Origin of the sequence: Prescottella subtropica (assembly GCF_005434945.1) — a bacterium.
Taxonomy (GTDB): Bacteria; Actinomycetota; Actinomycetes; order Mycobacteriales; family Mycobacteriaceae; genus Prescottella; species Prescottella subtropica.
Genome location: NZ_SKCH01000031.1, coordinates 1 through 18539, shown reverse-complemented (window position 1 = coordinate 18539; position 18539 = coordinate 1). Strand labels below are relative to the sequence as shown.

The 18539-nt window shown below is 68.5% G+C and carries 19 protein-coding genes; 12 read left to right on the top strand and 7 right to left on the bottom strand.

Annotated elements, in window-relative coordinates; all coding sequences use genetic code 11:
- Positions 1–169 precede the first annotated feature (169 nt).
- From E0497_RS18675 to recR, 3 genes are all read left to right on the top strand, one after another.
- The gene (locus E0497_RS18675) at positions 170–604 is read left to right on the top strand and encodes an SRPBCC family protein (RefSeq protein ID WP_137726302.1); all 435 of its coding nucleotides are present in this window, start codon (positions 170–172) and stop codon (positions 602–604) included.
- A gap of 86 nt (positions 605–690) precedes the next feature.
- Entirely contained in the window at positions 691–990 is a 300-nt protein-coding gene (locus E0497_RS18670; protein ID WP_241665969.1) for a YbaB/EbfC family nucleoid-associated protein, read from the top strand.
- A 9-nt stretch (positions 991–999) separates the two neighbouring features.
- Complete coding sequence (gene recR / locus E0497_RS18665) at positions 1000–1608, top strand: recombination mediator RecR (protein WP_137726300.1); 609 nt, start codon at positions 1000–1002, stop codon at positions 1606–1608.
- Here the strand turns inward: recR and E0497_RS18660 are convergent, their stop codons facing one another.
- The gene (locus tag E0497_RS18660) at positions 1609–2541 is read right to left on the bottom strand and encodes a LysR family transcriptional regulator (RefSeq protein ID WP_137726299.1); all 933 of its coding nucleotides are present in this window, start codon (positions 2539–2541) and stop codon (positions 1609–1611) included.
- A 142-nt stretch (positions 2542–2683) separates the two neighbouring features.
- Here E0497_RS18660 and E0497_RS18655 point away from each other — a divergent pair, with 142 nt between their 5' ends.
- Positions 2684–4006 carry an NAD(P)/FAD-dependent oxidoreductase gene (locus E0497_RS18655; RefSeq protein ID WP_137726298.1) on the top strand — a complete coding sequence of 441 codons (1323 nt, stop codon included), beginning with the start codon at positions 2684–2686 and terminating at the stop codon, positions 4004–4006.
- A 176-nt stretch (positions 4007–4182) separates the two neighbouring features.
- Positions 4183–5037 (top strand): hypothetical protein, encoded by an 855-nt coding sequence (locus E0497_RS18650; protein WP_137726297.1) that lies wholly within the window; start codon positions 4183–4185, stop codon positions 5035–5037.
- A gap of 9 nt (positions 5038–5046) precedes the next feature.
- Here E0497_RS18650 and E0497_RS18645 read toward each other — a convergent pair whose 3' ends face one another.
- The gene (locus tag E0497_RS18645; RefSeq protein ID WP_241665968.1) at positions 5047–5982 is read right to left on the bottom strand and encodes a DMT family transporter; all 936 of its coding nucleotides are present in this window, start codon (positions 5980–5982) and stop codon (positions 5047–5049) included.
- Positions 5983–6057: 75 nt separating this feature from the next.
- Here E0497_RS18645 and E0497_RS18640 point away from each other — a divergent pair, with 75 nt between their 5' ends.
- A complete protein-coding gene (locus tag E0497_RS18640; RefSeq protein WP_137726296.1) occupies positions 6058–6957 on the top strand; it encodes a LysR family transcriptional regulator in 900 nt (299 codons plus the stop codon).
- Here the strand turns inward: E0497_RS18640 and E0497_RS18635 are convergent.
- Complete coding sequence (locus E0497_RS18635) at positions 6951–7868, bottom strand: oxygenase MpaB family protein (protein ID WP_137726295.1); 918 nt, start codon at positions 7866–7868, stop codon at positions 6951–6953. The two genes, E0497_RS18640 and E0497_RS18635, sit on opposite strands and share 7 nt — an antisense overlap.
- Positions 7869–7872: 4 nt before the next feature.
- Positions 7873–9372, bottom strand: a complete 1500-nt coding sequence (locus tag E0497_RS18630) for an aldehyde dehydrogenase family protein (RefSeq protein WP_137726294.1) — start codon at positions 9370–9372, stop codon at positions 7873–7875.
- A 127-nt stretch (positions 9373–9499) separates the two neighbouring features.
- On the opposite strand from E0497_RS18630, the gene E0497_RS18625 reads away from it, so the two are divergent.
- Genes E0497_RS18625 through E0497_RS18615 form a run of 3 tightly spaced genes read left to right on the top strand, consistent with a single transcriptional unit; the run spans position 9500 to position 12098 of the window.
- Positions 9500–10642 carry an acyl-CoA dehydrogenase family protein gene (locus E0497_RS18625; RefSeq protein ID WP_137726293.1) on the top strand — a complete coding sequence of 381 codons (1143 nt, stop codon included), beginning with the start codon at positions 9500–9502 and terminating at the stop codon, positions 10640–10642.
- An 8-nt stretch (positions 10643–10650) separates the two neighbouring features.
- Positions 10651–11322, top strand: coding sequence for a GntR family transcriptional regulator (locus E0497_RS18620; RefSeq protein ID WP_137726292.1), 672 nt, complete (start codon positions 10651–10653; stop codon positions 11320–11322).
- The gene (locus E0497_RS18615; protein WP_137726291.1) at positions 11313–12098 is read left to right on the top strand and encodes an oxygenase MpaB family protein; all 786 of its coding nucleotides are present in this window, start codon (positions 11313–11315) and stop codon (positions 12096–12098) included. The genes E0497_RS18620 and E0497_RS18615 overlap by 10 nt, the downstream gene beginning before the upstream one ends.
- Positions 12099–12246: 148 nt before the next feature.
- Here the strand turns inward: E0497_RS18615 and E0497_RS18610 are convergent, their stop codons facing one another.
- The 3 genes from E0497_RS18610 to E0497_RS18600 form a co-directional block, all read right to left on the bottom strand.
- Positions 12247–12936: a hypothetical protein gene (locus E0497_RS18610; protein ID WP_137726290.1), complete on the bottom strand. Its 690-nt coding sequence runs from the start codon at positions 12934–12936 to the stop codon at positions 12247–12249.
- Between the two features lie 4 nt (positions 12937–12940).
- Entirely contained in the window at positions 12941–13531 is a 591-nt protein-coding gene (locus tag E0497_RS18605) for a hypothetical protein (RefSeq protein WP_137726289.1), read from the bottom strand.
- A gap of 276 nt (positions 13532–13807) precedes the next feature.
- Positions 13808–14998 carry a TetR/AcrR family transcriptional regulator gene (locus E0497_RS18600; RefSeq protein ID WP_241665967.1) on the bottom strand — a complete coding sequence of 397 codons (1191 nt, stop codon included), beginning with the start codon at positions 14996–14998 and terminating at the stop codon, positions 13808–13810.
- Between the two features lie 141 nt (positions 14999–15139).
- Here E0497_RS18600 and E0497_RS18595 point away from each other — a divergent pair, with 141 nt between their 5' ends.
- From E0497_RS18595 to E0497_RS18585, 3 genes are all read left to right on the top strand, one after another.
- Positions 15140–15907 carry an enoyl-CoA hydratase gene (locus tag E0497_RS18595; protein ID WP_137726288.1) on the top strand — a complete coding sequence of 256 codons (768 nt, stop codon included), beginning with the start codon at positions 15140–15142 and terminating at the stop codon, positions 15905–15907.
- A gap of 114 nt (positions 15908–16021) precedes the next feature.
- Positions 16022–17584 carry a fatty-acid--CoA ligase FadD5 gene (gene fadD5 / locus E0497_RS18590; RefSeq protein ID WP_137726287.1) on the top strand — a complete coding sequence of 521 codons (1563 nt, stop codon included), beginning with the start codon at positions 16022–16024 and terminating at the stop codon, positions 17582–17584.
- Positions 17581–18390 (top strand): ABC transporter permease, encoded by an 810-nt coding sequence (locus tag E0497_RS18585; RefSeq protein ID WP_137726286.1) that lies wholly within the window; start codon positions 17581–17583, stop codon positions 18388–18390. The genes fadD5 and E0497_RS18585 overlap by 4 nt, the downstream gene beginning before the upstream one ends.
- Positions 18391–18539 lie beyond the last annotated feature (149 nt).

Genomic DNA, 18539 nt, shown 5'->3' with positions numbered 1-18539 from the left:
CATAGTTTCGTCATGCTTCACGGCGGAGAGTAAGAGGCGCTCTTAATCGGTGTGACGCAAGTCCCAGTGAGTGGAATCCGGTGTCATGGGTCACCCGGATGAGCCTGGCTGTGCCACCGGACCAGCGGGCAGGATGGAGGAAACGATCCCCGAACAAGGAGGCCCACTCGTGGCACAGGTCAGCGCCAGCAGTTCGATCACCACCACTGCGAGCCCGGAGCAGGCGCTCGCCGCGCTGTCCGACTACGAGACCGTCCGCCCGCGGATTCTGCCCGCGCAGTACCGCGACTACACGGTCGTCGAGGGCGGCCAGGGCGACGGCACCGTCGCGCAGTGGACGCTGCAGGCCACCGAGAGCCGGTCCCGCAATGTGAAGGCGTCGGTGACCGTGGCGGGATCCACCGTCACCGAGCGGGACGCCAACTCGTCGATGGTCACGACGTGGGAGGTGGCGCCGTCGGGCACGGGGTCGACGGTCACCACGACGACGCAGTGGCAGGGTGCCGGTGGCATCGGCGGCTTCTTCGAGCGCACGTTCGCGCCGATCGGGCTGCGCAAGATCCAGGAGGCCACCCTCGCCAACCTCGTTCGCGAGCTCGCCTGACGGACCCGGCGGCTACGCTGACGAACCGAGACCGGCGACCCGACAGACTTTAAGGACACACAGTGCAACCAGGTGGACAGCCCGACATGCAGCAGCTCCTCGCGCAGGCGCAGCAGATGCAGCAGCAGCTCATGGCGGCGCAGGCGGAGATGGCGCAGGCCGAGGTGACCGGCCAGGCCGGTGGCGGTCTGGTGACCGCGACGGTCAAGGGCACCGGCGAGGTCGTCGGCCTCACGATCGACCCCAAGGTCGTCGACCCGGAGGACATCGAGACGCTGCAGGATCTCGTGATCGGGGCGATCGTGGACGCGTCGAACAAGGCGCAGGACATCGCGGCGAGCAAGCTGGGCCCGCTCGCGGGCGGCCTGCCCGGTCTGCCCTTCTAGAGGCGCGCGTTGTACGAAGGCCCCGTCCAGGATCTGATCGACGAGCTGGGCAAGCTGCCCGGTATCGGGCCCAAGAGTGCGCAGCGCATCGCGTTCCACCTGTTGACGGTGGAGCCGCCGGAGATCGACCGGCTGCAGGCGGTGCTGCAGAAGGTGCGCGACGGTGTCCAGTTCTGCGTCGTGTGCGGCACGGTTTCCGAGGAGGAGAAGTGCCGGATCTGCGCGGATCCGCGGCGGGATCGGACGATGGTGTGCGTCGTCGAGGAACCCAAGGACGTGCAGGCCATCGAACGGACCCGTGAGTTCCGGGGCCGCTACCACGTGCTCGGGGGTGCACTCGATCCGCTCAGCGGTGTCGGCCCGGACCAGCTGCGGATCCGGGAGTTGCTCACCCGCATCGGCAACCAGGAGGACGGCGTCGACGTCTCCGAGGTGATCATCGCGACCGACCCCAACACCGAGGGTGAGGCCACCGCGACGTATCTGGTGCGGATGCTGCGGGACTTCCCGGGGCTGACGGTGTCGCGGCTGGCGTCGGGGCTGCCGATGGGCGGCGACCTCGAGTTCGCCGACGAGCTGACGCTCGGACGGGCCCTGTCGGGACGTCGGACGCTGTAACTATCCGGTGGGTGTGCCCCCGGCCTGCTTCGGCGGGTCCGGGGGTGCACTGCTGTCTTCGGTCACCGTCCGCTGCAGCGACCGGATCAGGCTCGTCATACCGGGCACCTCGGTGGCCCCGGCCCGGACGATACCGCTGACCGGTACCCGCAGCCGGTTGTCGCGTTCCCGCATGAGGCACAGGCTGGGGCGGGGCACGTCGGTGATGGTGCTGGCGTAGAGGACGGTCCAGGCGCGGGGGTTGGTGATGACGTCGAGGATCGCGGTGTGGTCGCGGGCGATGGGCGGGCCGAGTTGGACGCGGCGTCCGACGTCGACGAACGCGTTCTCGACGACGGTGTGGATGAGGACCTGGCTGTGACGGGGCGGCAGCAGCAGCGGGTAGGGGGCGAGTTCGCTCAGTTCGACGGTGGAGAACGCGGACACCGGATGCTGGTTGGACGTCGCGATCATGAGGTCTTCGACGCCGAGTTCGACGGTCTCGAGTCCGGGCCGGTCCACTTCGCCGCGGATGAGGGCGATGTCGGCGTCGCCGGACGAGACGGCCTCGATGCGGTCGGTGAAGTTCTTGATGACGAATTCGACGTCGATCTGCGGGTGTTTCTCGCGGACGTGGGTGATCGCGGTGAGGCATTGCGGCGCGAAGCTCATGGACGCGGTGATGCGGATGCGGTTGCGGGGTTCCTTGACGACCGCGAACGCCTTGGTCTCGAGGCTCAGTACTTCCTGCGCGATGGGGAGTAGCCGGGTGCCGGCGAGGCTCAGTTGCACCGAGCGGGTGGAGCGGTCGAACAGGGTGGCGCCGAGTTCCTGCTCGAGTTTGCCGATCTGGTGGCTGATCGCGGACTGCGAGATGAAGCAGCGTTTCGCGGCCTTGCTGAAGCTCAGCTCCTCGCTCACGGCGAGGAAGTAGCGGAGCTGCCGGAAGTCCATCCGCCCATACTACTTATGAACGATCCAGATAACTGTGTTCCGAATATCCCTGTTTGTTGGCGGAAAAGTTATGAGCACTCCTACGGTGTTTCTCATACGTCTCAACGAGGAGGTAGCCGTGGGCACGAATGGTGCAGCAACCGTGGATCGGACCGAAGTGGTCATCGTCGGATCCGGATTCGGTGCCCTCGCCACGGCGAAGAAACTCGCCAAGGCCGGCAAGCCGTTCGTTCTCGTCTCGGAGACCACCGAGCACCTGTTCCAGCCGCTGCTCTACCAGGTGGCCACGGGTGTCCTCGCGGCCGGTGAGATCGCTCCGTCGATCCGCGCGATCCTTGCCGAGTACCCCAACGCGGACGTCCGCCTGGGCCGCGTCGTCGACGTCGACCCGGACGAGAAGGTTCTCGTCTACGAGGCCGCCGGACAGCGCCACACCCTCGGCTACGACTCGCTCGTCGCCGCAACCGGCGCCCGGCAGAGCTACTTCGGACGCGACGAGTTCGCGAAGGTCACGTTCGCGCTCAAGACCGTCGACGACGCCGAACGTCTGCGCGCCCAGATCGTGCGCTGCTTCGAGGAAGCCCACACCACGAGCGACCTCGAGCGCCGCAAGAACCTTCTCAGCTTCATCGTCATCGGTGCCGGCGCCACGGGCATCGAGCTCGCCGGGCAGATCAAGGAGCTCGCGGGCCGCTACTTCGAGCAGGCCATCCGCGGTATCACCGCCGACGACGTCACCGTCACCCTCGTCGAGGGCGCCGGTGTCGCGATGCCCGCGTACGGCGGCAAGCTCAGCGACTACGTGTTGGAGTCGCTGGAGAAGTCGGGTGTCGAGGTCGTCCTCAATACCCTCGTCACCGACATCGACGAGCACGGCGCCACCCTCAAGGCACACGGCAGCGACACCGGGGTGCGCCGCACCGCCGAGACCGTCATCTGGTCGGCGGGCGTGCAGGCCAACGATTTTGCGGGTGTCCTCGCCGAGCGCACCGGCTGCGACACCGACCGCGCCGGACGCCTCCTCGTCAACCCCGACCTCACCGTCGGCGGCCGCGCCGACATATTCGCGGTCGGCGACATGACGTCGCTGAACAATCTGCCCGGACAGTCACCCGTCGCGATGCAGGGCGGCCGCCACGTCGCGAAGACGATCCTCGGCAAGACCAAGCGCGGCACCCCGTTCGCGTTCCGCGACAAGGGGTCGATGGCGATCATCAACCGCTTCCGCGCCGTCACCAAGGTCAAGGGCATCGAGCTCACCGGCTTCGTCGCGTGGGTGCTGTGGCTCGCGGTGCACATGGTGTACCTGGTGGGCTTCCGCAACCGGTACGTCGCGGTCATGTCGTGGTTCGGGTCGTTCCTCGGCCACCGCCGCCCGCACTTCTACTACGCGCAGGAGACCGGACCCGTCGAGGCCCCCGACATTCGGATGTCGGACGACGAACCGGTCAAGGCTGCCGCATAGGCACGTCCACACGTTCGACGAGGGCGGTTACTGCACCATCGGCCGAAAGGCCCGCGCAGTAACCGCCCTTGTTGCGTTCCACAACCCCTCGAGGCGATCTGTGGACAACGAATTCGGTTGTCCACAGATCGCGTCAGGCCGTTCCATCGTGGCGATACCTCGCGGATTCTGCACTCATGCACCCGTTTCGAGGATCCGACGCCGTCGCCGTCGGCACCATGACCGTCCACCGTCTGCGGCACGACTTCACCCGTGTCTACCGCGACGTGTACGTGCCGCGGCGCACCGTGCTCACCCCGGCGCTCCGGGCGCGGGCGGCCTGGTTGTTCGCCGGCCCGGGCGCCGTCCTCACCGGCTGGTCGGCGGCGGCACTGCACGGCGCGAAGTGGGTGGATGTGGACGCGCCGGCCGAGGTGATCCGGCGCGGCCACCACCGTGCGCCGGCCGGGATGCTCGTCCACAACTGCGACCTGCGGCCCGACGAGGTGTGCACGATCGACGGGATGCGGGTGGTGACGGCGGCGCGGGCCGCGTTCGACCTGGGCCGACGGCTGCCACGCCGGGACGCGATCGCCGCACTCGACGACCTGTGCCGGATGACCGGTATCTCGGTGGAGGACATCGCGGTGGTCGCCAAGTGCCACCCGCACACGCCCGGCATGCGGGATCTGCTGGACCGGTTGCCGTTCGTGGATCCCGGCGCCGAGTCGCCGCCGGAGACCCACACCCGCCTGGTGATCGTCGATGCCGGACTGCCGTGGCCGGAAACGCAGATCGTGCACACGAAGGGCGGCCGGGAGTTCGCCCGCTCCGACATGGGCTGGCGCACGTGGCGGCTCTTGGTGGAGTACGACGGCTCCCACCACTGGCTCGATCAGCGGCAGCGGTCGTGGGACATCGAACGTGCCGCGCAGATCGAGGACCTGGGCTGGACGATCGTGAAGGTCGACTCCACGCTGCTGTACCAGCGTCCCGCGGCACTGGTGCGCCGGGTGCGCGAGAAGCTCCGCGAGGCGGGCGCCGACGTGTGACGCGGGCGGTTACTGCGCCATCGCCCGAGTGTCCTCCGCAGCAACCTCCCGCGTCGGCTCGGCGGACCGCGGCCGGGACGCGACGAACCAGGCGGCGCCGACGACGATCGCGCAGCCGAGCAGTTGCAGGGCGGTGGGGCGTTCGCCGAGCATGAGCATGGCGGCGCCGATCGCGAGGACCGGCTGGAGCAGCAGCAGGGTGGCGCCCACCTCGGGGGCGAGGCGGGGCAGGGAGCGGCCCAGGAGGATCCAGCCGACGAACTGCGCCGAGATCGCGAGTGCGACGAGCCAGCCGAACGCCGTCCAGCCGGGGGTGAGATCGATGGGGCCCCACCAGGATCCGATGGCGGAGCCGACGATGCCGGAGACGGCGGTGGAGATGAGCACCTGGGTGCCGGCGGTGTCGGCGGATCCGCTGCCGCCGACGACGAAGATGTAGCCCGCGTAGGCGATGCCGGACAGCAGCGACAGGATCGTGCCCCACAGCAGGTTGTCTCCGGCGGTGGCGCCGCTGCCGATGCCGCCGGTGAGGGCGATGCCCGCGAACAGGACGGGGATGACGACGAGGAACCGGCGCGGGATGCGGGTGCCGAACACGAGGAACGCGAGCAGGGGCACGACGACCACCTGGATGTTCACGAGCACGGTGGAGATGCCGGCGCCGATGAGCATGATCGACTGCGACCACAGCGCGAAGTCGACGCCGAGGAGCGTGCCGGCGACGACGAACCGCATCGCGTCCTGCCGGGTGACGCGGTGACCGCGCCGGTGTTCCCACCAGGCGACCAGCACGAGCGGTGGTAATGCGAGCAGACACCGGAAGAACACCGATGTGGCGGGGGAGACGTCGGAGGCGCGGATGAACACCGCGGTCAGGGAGATGGCGAGGGCGCCGCCGACGGCGAGCATGCGCGGGTCCGCGCGACGGGTTTCGGTGATCTGCACTTGACCGATTATCGGTCGTTACCTGCGGAAACGACAAGTAAGAAGTAGTTCTCAACGTTCGGTAGCATTTCTACCGTGTTGAACCTCGACCGCGTAGGAGCGCTGTGCGCCGTGGCGCAGACCGGATCGGTGGCCGCGGCCGCCCGACTGCTACACGTCACCCCGTCCGGTGTCTCCCAACAGCTCGCGAAACTCGAACGCGAGATGGGCGCGAAACTCCTCGAGCCGGCGGGCCGGGGACTGCGCCTGACACCGGCGGGGGAACTGCTCGCCCGTCGCGGCACCGAACTGCTGTCGCACGCGTCGGGCATCGCGGCCGAGATCGCGGCCATGCGCAGCGAGGTGGTCGGGCCGATCCGGTTCGGGTCGTTCGTGACGGCGTCGCGCGTCGTGCTGCCGAGCGCGGTATCGGATCTGCTGTCCCGCTATCCCGTCCACGTCACGGTCACCGAGGCCGAGACCGAGGTGACGTTGAAGTCGGTGGCCCGACGCCGCATCGACATCGGGGTGGTGGACAGCTGGGAGTCCGCGCCCATCGACATCCCGGTGGACCTGCAGTCCCGGCTGATCCACCGCGACACCGCGGACGTCGCCCTGGCCGCCGACCATCCGCTCGCGCAGACCGCCACGATCCCGCTGGCGGCGCTGTCGACGACGCCGTGGGTGGCGTGGGGTGCGGGCACCGCATTCCACGACTGGCTGGTGGCGACGCTGCGCCGGCAGGGGTTCGAGCCGCGCATCGACTTCGAGGCGTCGGACGTGTCGACGCATCTGGCGTTCGCGGCGGCCGGGCTGGCGGCCGCCCTGATTCCGCGGCTGTCGGTGGACGAGCCGCCCGCCGGGGTGGCGCTGGTGGCGAGCGAGCCGCGGCTGTACCGGGACATCTACGCGGTGTGGCGCGCCGACAACGCCGGGCCCGCGATCCGAGCCGGGATCGACGCCGTCGAGGAGGCGTTCGCGCGCACGGCTCAGTGAGTACCTGTGCCGAGATCCAGAGGGCAGTAGCCGACGGGGTAGCCGGGGTAGGTGCGGTTGTTCGGGTCACCGGCGCCGCGGGACGTCCGACGCTTGGGGAGGCGTCGCACCACCGAGGAACGGGCCCGCAGCCCGGCCTCGGCGACGGCTTTCACCCGCGGTGATCCCGACGGGAACCCGAACGCCGCCGACATGCGGTCGTCGACGAGCGCGTACACGGCGGACGCGACGGGGCCGGCCACGACCCGCGGATACCACGACTGGAACAGGTGCAGCGTGTAGGTGCCGATGCGGTGGTTGTCGTCGCTGTAGACGAAATTGTCCCGCTCGTAGTCCATCTTGAACGTGTGGAAATCCTGGTACGAGCCGGGAATGTCCTTGATCCCCATGCGGATTCCGACCTGACGGTAGAAATGGTACGACGCCAGCCGCTCGTGCGGGTGCAGCCGCCGCCACCCGTACCGGTCGATCCAGTCGACGGGGTCGTACACGAACGTCGACAGCACGTACAGCATGTCGTCGTTGGAAATGCCGTAGCGGCCGTGCATGCGGTTGATGTTGCGCAGCGAGTCGCGTCCCCGTTCGGAGTCGTAGCCGTGTTCGACGAGTTCGCCCATGAGCAGGGCGGTGTCGTCGTAGCGTTTCTGCGGGCGGTGCTCGAATTCGCCGGTGCGGGCGAGGAGTTCGGAGATCGACGGCACACAGTAGGTGCGGAACAGGGCGAACTCGAGCGACCGTTTGTAGTCCCACGGGAACTCGTAGCCGGCGGTGATCCGCAGGATGTCCTGGTGCCGGGTCTCCGGGTCGAGGGTTTCGATCACCCGCAGCCAGCCCATCCGTCCCGGCGCGGGCCGCGGATGTGGGTCGGGGGTGGGGAAGTGTTGCGCGCGGCGGGTGGGCGTGAGGGTCATGCCGTCACCGCCCGTGCCGGGCCTTGAGCATCCACGCGGAGATCTTCATGTCCCGCGCGGACCGCTCGAGGGTGAGCAGATTCAGTGGGGCCGAGAACTTCTGGACCGTGACGGCCTTGGGGCGGCTGAACTCGCGCAGACCGTCGGCGCCGTGGATGCGGCCAAACCCGGATTCGCCGACGCCACCGAACGGCAGTGACGGAATCCCGGCGAACCCGAGCACCGAGTTGACCGACACCATGCCGGTCCGCAGTCGGTCGGCGACCGCGCGGCCGCGGGCCTTGTCGCGGGTGAACACCGACGCACCGAGCCCGTACGACGTGGCGTTGGCCCGCTCGACGCCCTCGTCGAGATCGCGGACGGAGTTGACGACGACGGTCGGCCCGAAGGTTTCCTCGCACACCGCCGCCGACTCCTCCGGAACATCGGTGAGGATCACCGGGTCGACGAATCGTTCGTGGACGGAACCGATTCCGCCGACCACGGCCCGCGCACCCCGGTCCAGGGCGTCGGTGATGTGGCGTCGGACCACGTCGACTTGCCGGGGCAGCGTCATCGGCCCGTACGTGTGCTCGTCGGTGCCGCCGGGGCGGACGCGTTCGACGGCGGCGGTGAGCTTGTCGAGGAACTGCCGGTACACCGGTTCGGCGACGTAGATGCGTTCGACGCCGGCGCACGTCTGCCCGGCGTTGCCGAACGCGCCGAACGCCGCGAATTCGACGGCCTTGTCGAGGTCGGCGTCCTCGGCGACGAGCATGGCATCCTTGCCGCCGCATTCGGCGACGATCGGGGTGAGGGTTTCGGCGCACACGGCCATGACCTTGCGGGCGGTGGGCCCGGACCCGGTGAACGCGATCTTGTCGACGCCGGCGCGGCACAGGGCGGTGCCGGTGGCGCCGAATCCGGTGATCACCTGTAGCACGGGCTGCGTGGGGGCGAGTGAATCCCACTTGTCCGCCAACCATTTTCCGACGCCCGGGGTGAGTTCGCTGGGCTTGAACACGATCGCGTTACCGGCGGCGAGCGCGTACGAGATGGACCCCATCGGCGTGTACACCGGATAGTTCCACGGTCCGATCACCCCGACCACACCGAGCGGCCGGTATTCGAGAGTGGCGGACTGGTTGGCGCTCACCAGGCCGGACGGCACCCGCCGGGCCTTGAGGATCTTCTTCGCGTTGCGGGCCGCCCAGTCGAGGTGCTCGACGGCGAGCATGATCTCGAGCAGCGCGTCGCCGTGCGGTTTGCCGGTCTCGGCGGACATGACGCGGGCGAGACCGTCGGCATCCGACGCGATCGCCTTCTTGAACTCGAACAGCCAGTCGCGGCGGCCACGGAAACCCTGTGCGTCCCACCAGCGTGCGGCTCCGCGGGCCCGCGCGACGGCCGCGGCGACGTCGGCGTCCGACGCCACCGGATACTCGGCGAGGACCGCGCCGGTGCGCGGGTCGAGGCTGGGGAAGGTGGTGGCGGTGTCAGCGTCGGAACTCAACTCTCGGGTCACTCGAAGTACCTCCGCTCGAGGGGTCGCATCACATATATTTGATGTGATTCACTGTGGTGACGCTCACACTATGCCGCTCGGCGCGCACGGACAACCGATTCCGGAATCTCGTAGGCAGGAGCCTCTCATGACGGCCGATTTCACTTCTGAGCAGCGCGATTTCGCGGACGCGGTGGCCGCGTTCTGTCGCAGGGAATGTGGCACGCGGGAGCAGCGGGACGCGCTCACCGACCACGGCGCCCACAGTCACAACCAGGACCTCTACCGAAAGATGGCCGATCTCGGCTGGCTCGGGGTCACGATCCCGGAGGAGTACGGCGGATCGGCCGGCACCGCCGTCGACATGTGCATCCTGCTCGAACAGTCTGCGCGCGGGATGGCCCCGATCGGCGGCATCGGCCCCACCCTCATCACCGGCGCCGCGTACGCCAAATTCGGTACTGCACAGCAGAAGCAGGTCGTACTCGGCGGGATCGTCCGCGGCGCGTCGGAGTCCATCTCGATGTCGGAACCGGAAGCCGGCTCGGACGTCGGCAACCTGAGCTGCCGCGCCGAGAAGGTGGACGACGGCTGGCTGATCAACGGGCAGAAGACGTGGTGCTCCAACGCCCATTTCGCGGAGAACATCCTGTTGGTGGCGCGCACCGACCGCGGCGGCTCCAAGCATGAGGGCCTGACGATGTTCCACCTGCCCGCGAACACACCCGGATTGAAGATCAGTGGCATCGACACGATGGGCGGCCGCGAGGTCAACGACCTGTACCTCACCGATGTCCATCTGCCCGACGACGCGGTGGTCGGCGAGGTCGGTGGCGGTTGGGCGCAGCTCATGACGGGCCTCAACATCGAACGGCTCATCCTGGGCGCCATGATGCTCGGCACCGCGCAACGCGCCTTCGACGACACCCTCGAGTTCGTCACGCAGCGCACACAGTTCGGCCGACCGGTCGGCACGTTCCAGGCGCTGCGGCACCGGATCGCAGACCTGGCCACCGAGATCGAATGCACCCGGCTGCTGGTCTATTCGACGGCCAGGATGGTCGACGCGCATCCCGAGAAGCTGTTCCCGCGGGAGGCGTCGATGGTGAAACTCAAGGCCACCGAGACCGCGAAGAAGGTGGCACTCGAGGGCATGCAGATGATGGGCGGCTACGGCTACGCCACTGAGTTCGACATGGAGGGCCACGTCCGCAAGACGCTGGTGTCGTCGATCTACGGCGGCACCAACGAGATCCAGCGCGACATCATCGGCAAGACGTACGGGCTGTAGGGGGTGTCGTGGTTGCTCCGGTCCGGCCGCTGCGGAAACCGCAGCTGTCCGAAGCTGTTGCCGCGCACCTGCGCAGCGCCGTCATGTCCGGTCGGCTGCGGCCGGGCGCGTTCGTCCGCCTCGACGAGACGGCCGCCGAACTGGGGGTGAGTGTCACCCCGGTGCGGGAGGCGCTGCTGACGTTGCGCGGGGAGGGGATGGTGGAGTCGGTACCCAACCGCGGGTACGTCGTCTCCCCGCTGACCCGCGAGGACGTGCACGACATCTTCTGGTTGCAGGGGCAGATCACCGTCGAACTGGCGGTGCGGGCGGCACGGTTGGCGTCCGGCGACGATCTGGCGCGGCTGGCGGGTCTCACCGACGTGCTGCGGCGGGCCGTGACGGTGGCGGACGTGGACCGGATTGCGGAGGCCGAGTACGAGTTCCATCGGGAGCTGTGCCGGATCGGGCGCGGCCCGAAACTGGCGTGGTTCCTCGCCAGCGCGGCCCGCTACACGCCGTACGAGTTGTATGCGGCGGACCCGGCGTGGGGGGAGTTGGCGGTGGCGTCGCACATGCGGTTGATCGAGGCGATGCGGCTGCGGGATCGGGACGCCGTGACGTCGCACACGCGTATCCAGTTCGACGACGCTGCCGACCGTCTGGTGGCGCATTTGGAGGGGATCGGAACATGGTCGTGACGGAGCGGGTCGCGTTGGCCGATTTCGTGGGCGAGTCGATGCTGCTGCTCGGCGCCGGCCCGACGGTGCTGCTGCAGTTGGCGCTGCCCGGTGTGGGTTACGGTGTGGCCGAACATAGTACGACGCTGCAGCGCCCGCTGGACCGGTTGCGGACCACGATGACGTACGTGTACGCGGTCACGCTCGGCACCGACGAGGAGCGGCGGGCGGTGGTGCGGCTGGTCAATCGGGTGCACGTGCCGGTGCGGTCGGAGCGGTACAACGCATTCGATCCGGACCTGCAGCTGTGGGTGGCGGCGACGCTGTACCGCAACGGCGCCGACATGTACGAGCGGTTCTTCGGGGTGCTGTCGGACGCGGACGCCGAACGGTTGTACCAGGAGTCGGCGGTGTACGGGACGGCGCTGCAGGTGAAGCCGGACATGTGGCCGGCGGATCGGGCGGCGTTCGACGTGTACTGGGACAAGATGATCGCCTCGGTGGAGGTGGACGACCAGGTGCGCGCGTACGTGCGGGCCTTGTTGTCGGGTGGGGATGCGCCGCTGCCGGCGCTGATGCCGGTGCAGCGGTTCGTCACGACGGGTCTGCTGCCGCCGCGGCTGCGCGACGAGTTCGCGTTGCCGTGGAGCCCACGCGACCAGCGCCGCTTCGATGCGCTGATGCGTCTGCTGCCGCCGGTGTACCGCCTGGTGCCGCGGACCGTGCGGCAACTTCCGTCCCGCTACTACCTGTGGGACATGCGCCGACGCCTCACCAAGCACAAACACCTCATCTGAGGGCGGTTACTGCGCCGGGCTCTCGGCCGTTGTCGCAGCAACCGCCCGCGGCGGGGTGGGGGTGCATGGACCGGCGCGGTCTCGGCCACGGAGGGACGTTACTGCGCGACGCTCTCGGCCGTTGTCGCAGCAACAGCCCGCGGCGGGGTCAGCCGAGTGTCAGCCCGAAGGAATCCCAGAGTGCGGTGGTGATCATGTCGTGTGCCCATCCCGACGTGGTGATCTTCTCGAGCCGTTCGACGCGGATGCGCATGTCCTGGCCGCGGTCTGCGAGCAGCAGTGCGCGTTCTTCGAATCCGTTGCGGCACCGGTAGCGGAGGCCGTGTGCGCGCGGAGTGCAGGCGAGGATATTGGTGCCGGTGACACGGGTGTCGTAGTAGTCCAGCGGATCGCAGCCGAACAGTTCGAGGCGCTGGTTCATCCGTGTGAGGCTCTTCTGCTCGTCGAGGACGGCAACGGGAATGTCTTGATCCGTCACCATCTCGGCCAGCGCGAGGCCGTCGACTGCGATTTGGGGGAGCACGGGCACAGCGGGGACGTCGGTGCCGCGCAGGATGCCCTCGGCTACGACGGCGGCAACGCTGAGTCCCACGTACAACTGCCCGCCGAGTGCACTACCGCCAGGGCAGACGGTGTCGTCGTGTACCAGGTCGAACCGCCCCTGACGTGGCATGGGTGCCGTCATCGGGTCGAGTGCTCGTGCGTCCTCCAACTTCTGAATGTTCTTGGCGTTGAAGTTGTTCGGCGGATGCTTTGTGGTCGACGACAGGACGCGCCAGAGGGTGGACCCGGCCGGGACGATCGCGATGTCCGCCGGCGTTCCGTTGTACTTCCGCAATGCCTCACATGCCCTGCCCCGACAACGCCAGGACGTTGTCGATTCCGATCTCGGTGAGGCTGCCGTCGTTCAGGCATTCGAGTAGTGAGCGGCCGCGGAGAATCGACCGGGGCATCAGCCACCAGTTTGCGGCGCCGAAGGGGTCGTCGGCGGGCAGGATGCGCTCGTTGGCGTACACGACGAGGGGTTTCACACGGCGCTGTTCCGTGTCGAACTGGAACGACGGATAGAAGTAGTCGGGTCGTGATCCGCTGGGCAGTCCGATGATCTTACTCTTCTTGCGGAGGTCACCGGCGATGGCCCGGTTGCGGCTCCCGGTCGCGGACAGCGCTTCGCCGACCTCCGACGAACTCCACGTGTCGAGTGTCGCGAAGATCGAGGCGTGCGCCTTCTTGCGTGCGGCGTCTCGTTGTGCGGCGGGGTCCTTGCGGGCGCTGTCGATCAGTTGGACGGCGAGGTCGAGTCGGGCGTCGGGTGGTAGTGCCTGTTCGACGGCCTTCGCGAGCGCAGCCGTCGGCTCGGCTTTGCCGCGCAGGGCTTCGGTGAACGTATCGGTGAAGGTTTTCATCAGGGCGGTGGCCTGGGCAGTTGTCATCGTCGACGTCATCGGACCGCTCCCGTCTACTACGTCAACTACGTCTATTTCATACGTAGTCATCGTAGTCTCTGCGCAGAACTTCGGCCAGCTTCGAGGTTTCTGCGAACTGAGGGACGTTACTGCGCGACCCTCTCGGCCGTTGCCGCAGCAACCGCCCGCGGCGGGGTGGTGGGTGCTTCGGGCGGCGCGGCTTCGGCCACGGAGGGCTGTTGCTGCGTGACCCTCTCGGCCGTTGCCGCAGCAACGTCCCGCAGTAACCGCCCGCAGCAACCCTCAACCCCCGAACAGCACCGCTTCGACGAGCGTCCGCACCCGAGCCTGGTTCGAAGCTGTGGCGTCGAAGTGCAGGATGCGGCCGACGTCGAGGACGAGGGCGAAGGCGGCGTGGACGAGGAAGCGGCAGTCGGTGGCGGACAGTTCGGGCCGGGTGTCGGCGAGGAGGTGTGCCCACTGGTCGGTGTTGTGGCGTTGGACGGCGCGTAGTTCGGTGCGGGGGCCGTCGGGGAGGCTGGCGAGTTCGGCGACGTACACGCTCATCAGTTCGCTCTGCTGGAACGACAGTCGCACGTACACGTCGACGAGGGCGGTGAGGGCGTCGCGTGAGGTGGGTGCGCCGTTCAGGGCGGTGGTGGTGGCGTCGGCGAGCCGGTCGGCGGCACGGTGGAACGCGGCGGCCAGCAGGTCGGCTTTGCCGGTGAAGTGCCGGTAGACGCCGGACGCGGTGATGCCGGCGGCGGCGGCGATGTCCTCGATGCTCACCTCGTGGTAGCCGCGGGCGTGGAATGCGGTGACGGCCGCCCCGAGGAGGGCTTCGCGACGGTCGCCCGACGACGCATCGACAACAGGCAACGCTGAAGGCACCCCGTCGTCGACGGCGACCAGTTCGACGCCGGCGACGGCGCGGCACGCGCACTGGAGGAGTCGTTCGAGGCGGCGCGGCGGCAGGGTGGTGCGGTGGACGGTGATGCTGCCGATCACGCCGAGCATGGCGACGCAGAGCTGGACGGCGTCGCGGGCGGGCAGGCCGGGGCGCAGGTCGGTGAGGGTGTCGGCGATGCGCTGGTTGACGGTTTCGATGGTGGCGCGGATGCGGGCGCGGTCGTCGGCGGCGAGGTACCGGCTCTCCCACCGGTAGAGGCCGGCGGTGCGGCGGTGGGTGACGGTGGTGCGGATCGCGGCGAGGAGTTGCCCGTTCAAACGTTCGGCGGGGTCGGCGCAGTCGTGGGCGGCGTCGGCGGCGAGGGCGACGTCGAGGGTGTCCGCGAGATCCGTTGCGGCACGCAGGAACAGTGCGTACTTGTTGGGGAAGTGCCGGTACAGGGCGGGCCCGGAGATGCCGACGACGGCGGCGATCTCGTCGACGCCGACGCCGTGATAACCGCGGGCGCTGAATGCTTCGGCGGCCACGGTGGCGATCTGGAGTTTGCGATCCTTGGGTCGGCGTCGGGGTTCGGTCCGCTGCACCACCGCGCACCTCCGGGGCCTGTGGGTCTGGTGCAGCGCAGCATAACGCACGACCGGGTCGAATTCGTCTGCACCCCTTGACAACCACCCGACCTGATCGGACAGTGATCGCACTGTCGGCCGTCCGAAGGGGGAACCGGTATGTCCACCACGATGCGGCGCGTGCTGCGCGATGCGGTGCTGGAGTTGACGATCGACCGGCCGGAGCGGATGAACGCCGTCGACATGGCCACGATGCGCGAGTTGACCGACGCGATCCGCGACGCCGGGGACGATCCGGCGGTGCGGGCCGTCCTGCTCACCGGTGCCGGGACGGCGTTCTGCACGGGCGCGGATCTGGCTGCGATGGCGGAGAATCCGTCCGATCCGGGGCTGGTGATGGATGTGGCGAACGACGCGATCCGGGCGATCGTGACGGCGCCGGTTCCGGTGGTGGCGGCGGTGAACGGCCCGGCCGCGGGGATCGGGGTGTCGCTCGCACTGGCCGCCGATCTCACGTTCGCGGCGCAGCGCGCCTACTTCCTGCTGGCGTTCACCCGGATCGGGTTGATGCCGGACGGCGGCACCAGTCTGCTGGTGCCGGCGGCGATCGGGCGGGCCAAGGCGGCGGAGTTGGCGCTGCTCGGGGAGCGGGTGAGTGCGGCGGACGCGGACCGGATCGGCCTGATCTCCCGCACTCTCCCGGACGACGAACTCGCGGGGCACGCCCGGGCGGTCGCGGCCCGGCTCGCGGCGGGTCCCCGCCGGGCCCTCGAGCTGACGAAACGGGCACTCAATGCGGTCACCCTCGACGCGCTGGACCGGGCGCTGGAACGTGAACATCGGGGCCAGGCCGAGCTTTTGGCGTCGGCTGATTTCGCGGAGGGGGCGGCGGCGATGCTGCAGAAGCGTCCGCCGCAGATCCCGTGAGAGCAGCACACGTCCGGAGAATCGCCGTTAACAAAAAGGCGCCCGAAACCACGCAATGTGTGTAACCTGCATCACATCGCACGATGGGCTCGCTCCGCACGAGAGGAACCTTCGATGGTCGCGTCAACTGCAACTCCCACGGCCGCGCTCGAGGCCGGACGTTTCCGCCGCAACAACTGGAACAACCAGGTGGCCCGGCATGCGCTGATGATCCCGGACCGGGCGGCGTTGCGGTTCCAGGACGCCACGATCACGTGGTCGACGCTGCACGATCGGGTGGAGCGACTGGCCGGTGCCCTGGACCGCCGTGGGGTGCGGTTCGGGGACCGGGTGCTGATTCTCATGCTCAACCGGCCGGAGTATCTGGAGACGGTGCTGGCGGCCAACGCTCTGGGCGCGATCGCGGTGCCGGTGAATTTCCGGATGACGGCGCCGGAGGTGGCATTCCTGGTGCGGGACAGCGGTGCTCGCGTGGTGGTGACGGATACGGTGCTGGCGCCGTTGGTGGAGGCGGTGCGGGCGGAGACGTCCGAGTTGGAGCAGGTGATCACGGTGGGGGAGCCCGACGGCTACGAGGCGCTGATCGCCGAGGCGGGGGAGTCGCCCCTGCCGGTGGACGTCCCGGACGACACGCCGGCGCTGATCATGTACACGTCGGGGACGACGGGCCGGCCGAAGGGGGCGGTGCTCACGCACGCCAACATGTCGGCGCAGGCCCTCACGTGTATCCGGGCGTTCCAGATGCACCGCCCCGACGACATCGGTTTCTGTGCGTCGCCGATGTTCCACATTGCGGCGCTGGGGTCGATGGCGCCGAGCCTGATGCTGGGGTTGACGACGGTGATCCATCCGGTGGGCGCGTTCGATCCGGACACGCTGCTGGACGTGCTCGAGCGTGAGCAGGTCACCTCGCTGTTCTTGGTGCCGGTGCAGTGGCAGGCGATGTGTGCGGCGCAGCAGAGTAGCCCGCGGAATCTGAAGCTGCGCAACATTTCCTGGGGCGCGGCTCCGGCGTCGGACACGGTGTTGCGGGCGATGGCGGAGACGTTCCCGGAGGCGTCGAACGTGGCGGTGTTCGGGCAGACGGAGATGTCGCCGATCACGTGCGTGCTGGACGGGGAGGATGCGCTGCGCAAGCTCGGGTCGGTGGGCCGGGTGATTCCGACGGTGCAGGCCCGCGTCGTGGACGACGACATGAACGATGTTCCGCCGGGCGAGGTGGGGGAGATCGTGTATCGGGGTCCGACGACGATGCTGGGGTACTGGCAGAATCCGGCGGCCACGGCGGACGCGTTCCACGGCGGCTGGTTCCATTCGGGTGATCTGGTGCGTGTGGACGGTGAGGGGTTCGTCTACGTGGTGGATCGCAAGAAGGACATGATCATTTCCGGTGGCGAGAACATCTACTGCGCGGAGGTGGAGAACGCGCTGTTCGCGCATCCGAAGGTGCTCGAGGCGGCGGTGATCGGCCGCACCGACCCGCGGTGGGGGGAGATCCCGGTGGCGGTGGTGGCGTTGCGGCCGGACGCCGGCGGGTTGACGCTCGACGAGCTGCAGGAGTTCCTGGGCACGCAGCTGGCCCGGTACAAGCATCCGAAGGCGCTGCTGTGTGTGGAGGCGTTGCCGCGCAACGCGAGTGGGAAGGTCGTCAAGGGCGCGCTCCGGGCCTTGCAATGACGTTCGAGTTGCCTGTCGCGAAGGGGCCACTGCGTGATGTGGCCCTGCAGGGCGGGTATCTCATCGGGTTCTCGGTGCAGGCGTTCGCCGCACTGGCCCGGGCGGTGGCCCACCGGCGGCTGTCGGTGCAGGAGACGGTGGCGCAGACGCTGTTCGTCGGCCGGGTGAGCACGGGACCGTCGCTGCTGCTGATGATCCCGGTCGGGGTGTTCGTGGCGGTGTCGGTGGGGGAGCTGGCGGGCCGGATCGGGGCGGGCGGGTATTCGGGGGCGGTGGTGGCGTTCGTGATCGTGGGGCAGGCGTCGGCCCTGGTGTGTGCGTTGATGATGGCGGGGGTGGCCGGCTCGGCGATCTGTACGGACCTGGGCTCGAGGAAGATTCGGGAGGAGGTCGACGCCCTCGAGGTGATGGGTGTCGACGTGCTCGAGCGGTTGGTGGCGCCGCGGCTGGTGGCGGCGGTGGTGGTGTCGCTGGCGCTGTGCGCGATGGTGACGTTCGGTGGGGTGATGGCCTGCTACGCCTACCACGTGTATGTGCAGCATCTGCCGGCCGGCGCGTTCCTGGCCACGTTCAGCCAGTACGGGCGCACCTCGGATTTCGTGATGGCGCTGGTGAAGTCGGCGATCTTCGCGGTGGCGTCCACGCTGGTGGCGACGTTCAAGGGGCTGCACGCGCACGGCGGTCCGCGGGGGGTGGCGGACGCCGTCAACGAGGCGGTGGTGATCGCGTTCGCGCTGGTGTTCGTCGCCAACACGGTGCTGTCGGCGCTGTACACGGTGATCGTGCCGGCAGTGGGGACGTACTGATGGTGGGGATGTACTGATGGTGGGGTTGGGCCTTACCCCTGGTTCTTGGACACGCTGAATCCAGCATGATGCTGGGGAAGCGAGAGAATCGAGATCATGGCCAGGAAGCACTACGACGAGGAGTTTCGGCGGAACGCGGTCGACTTGTA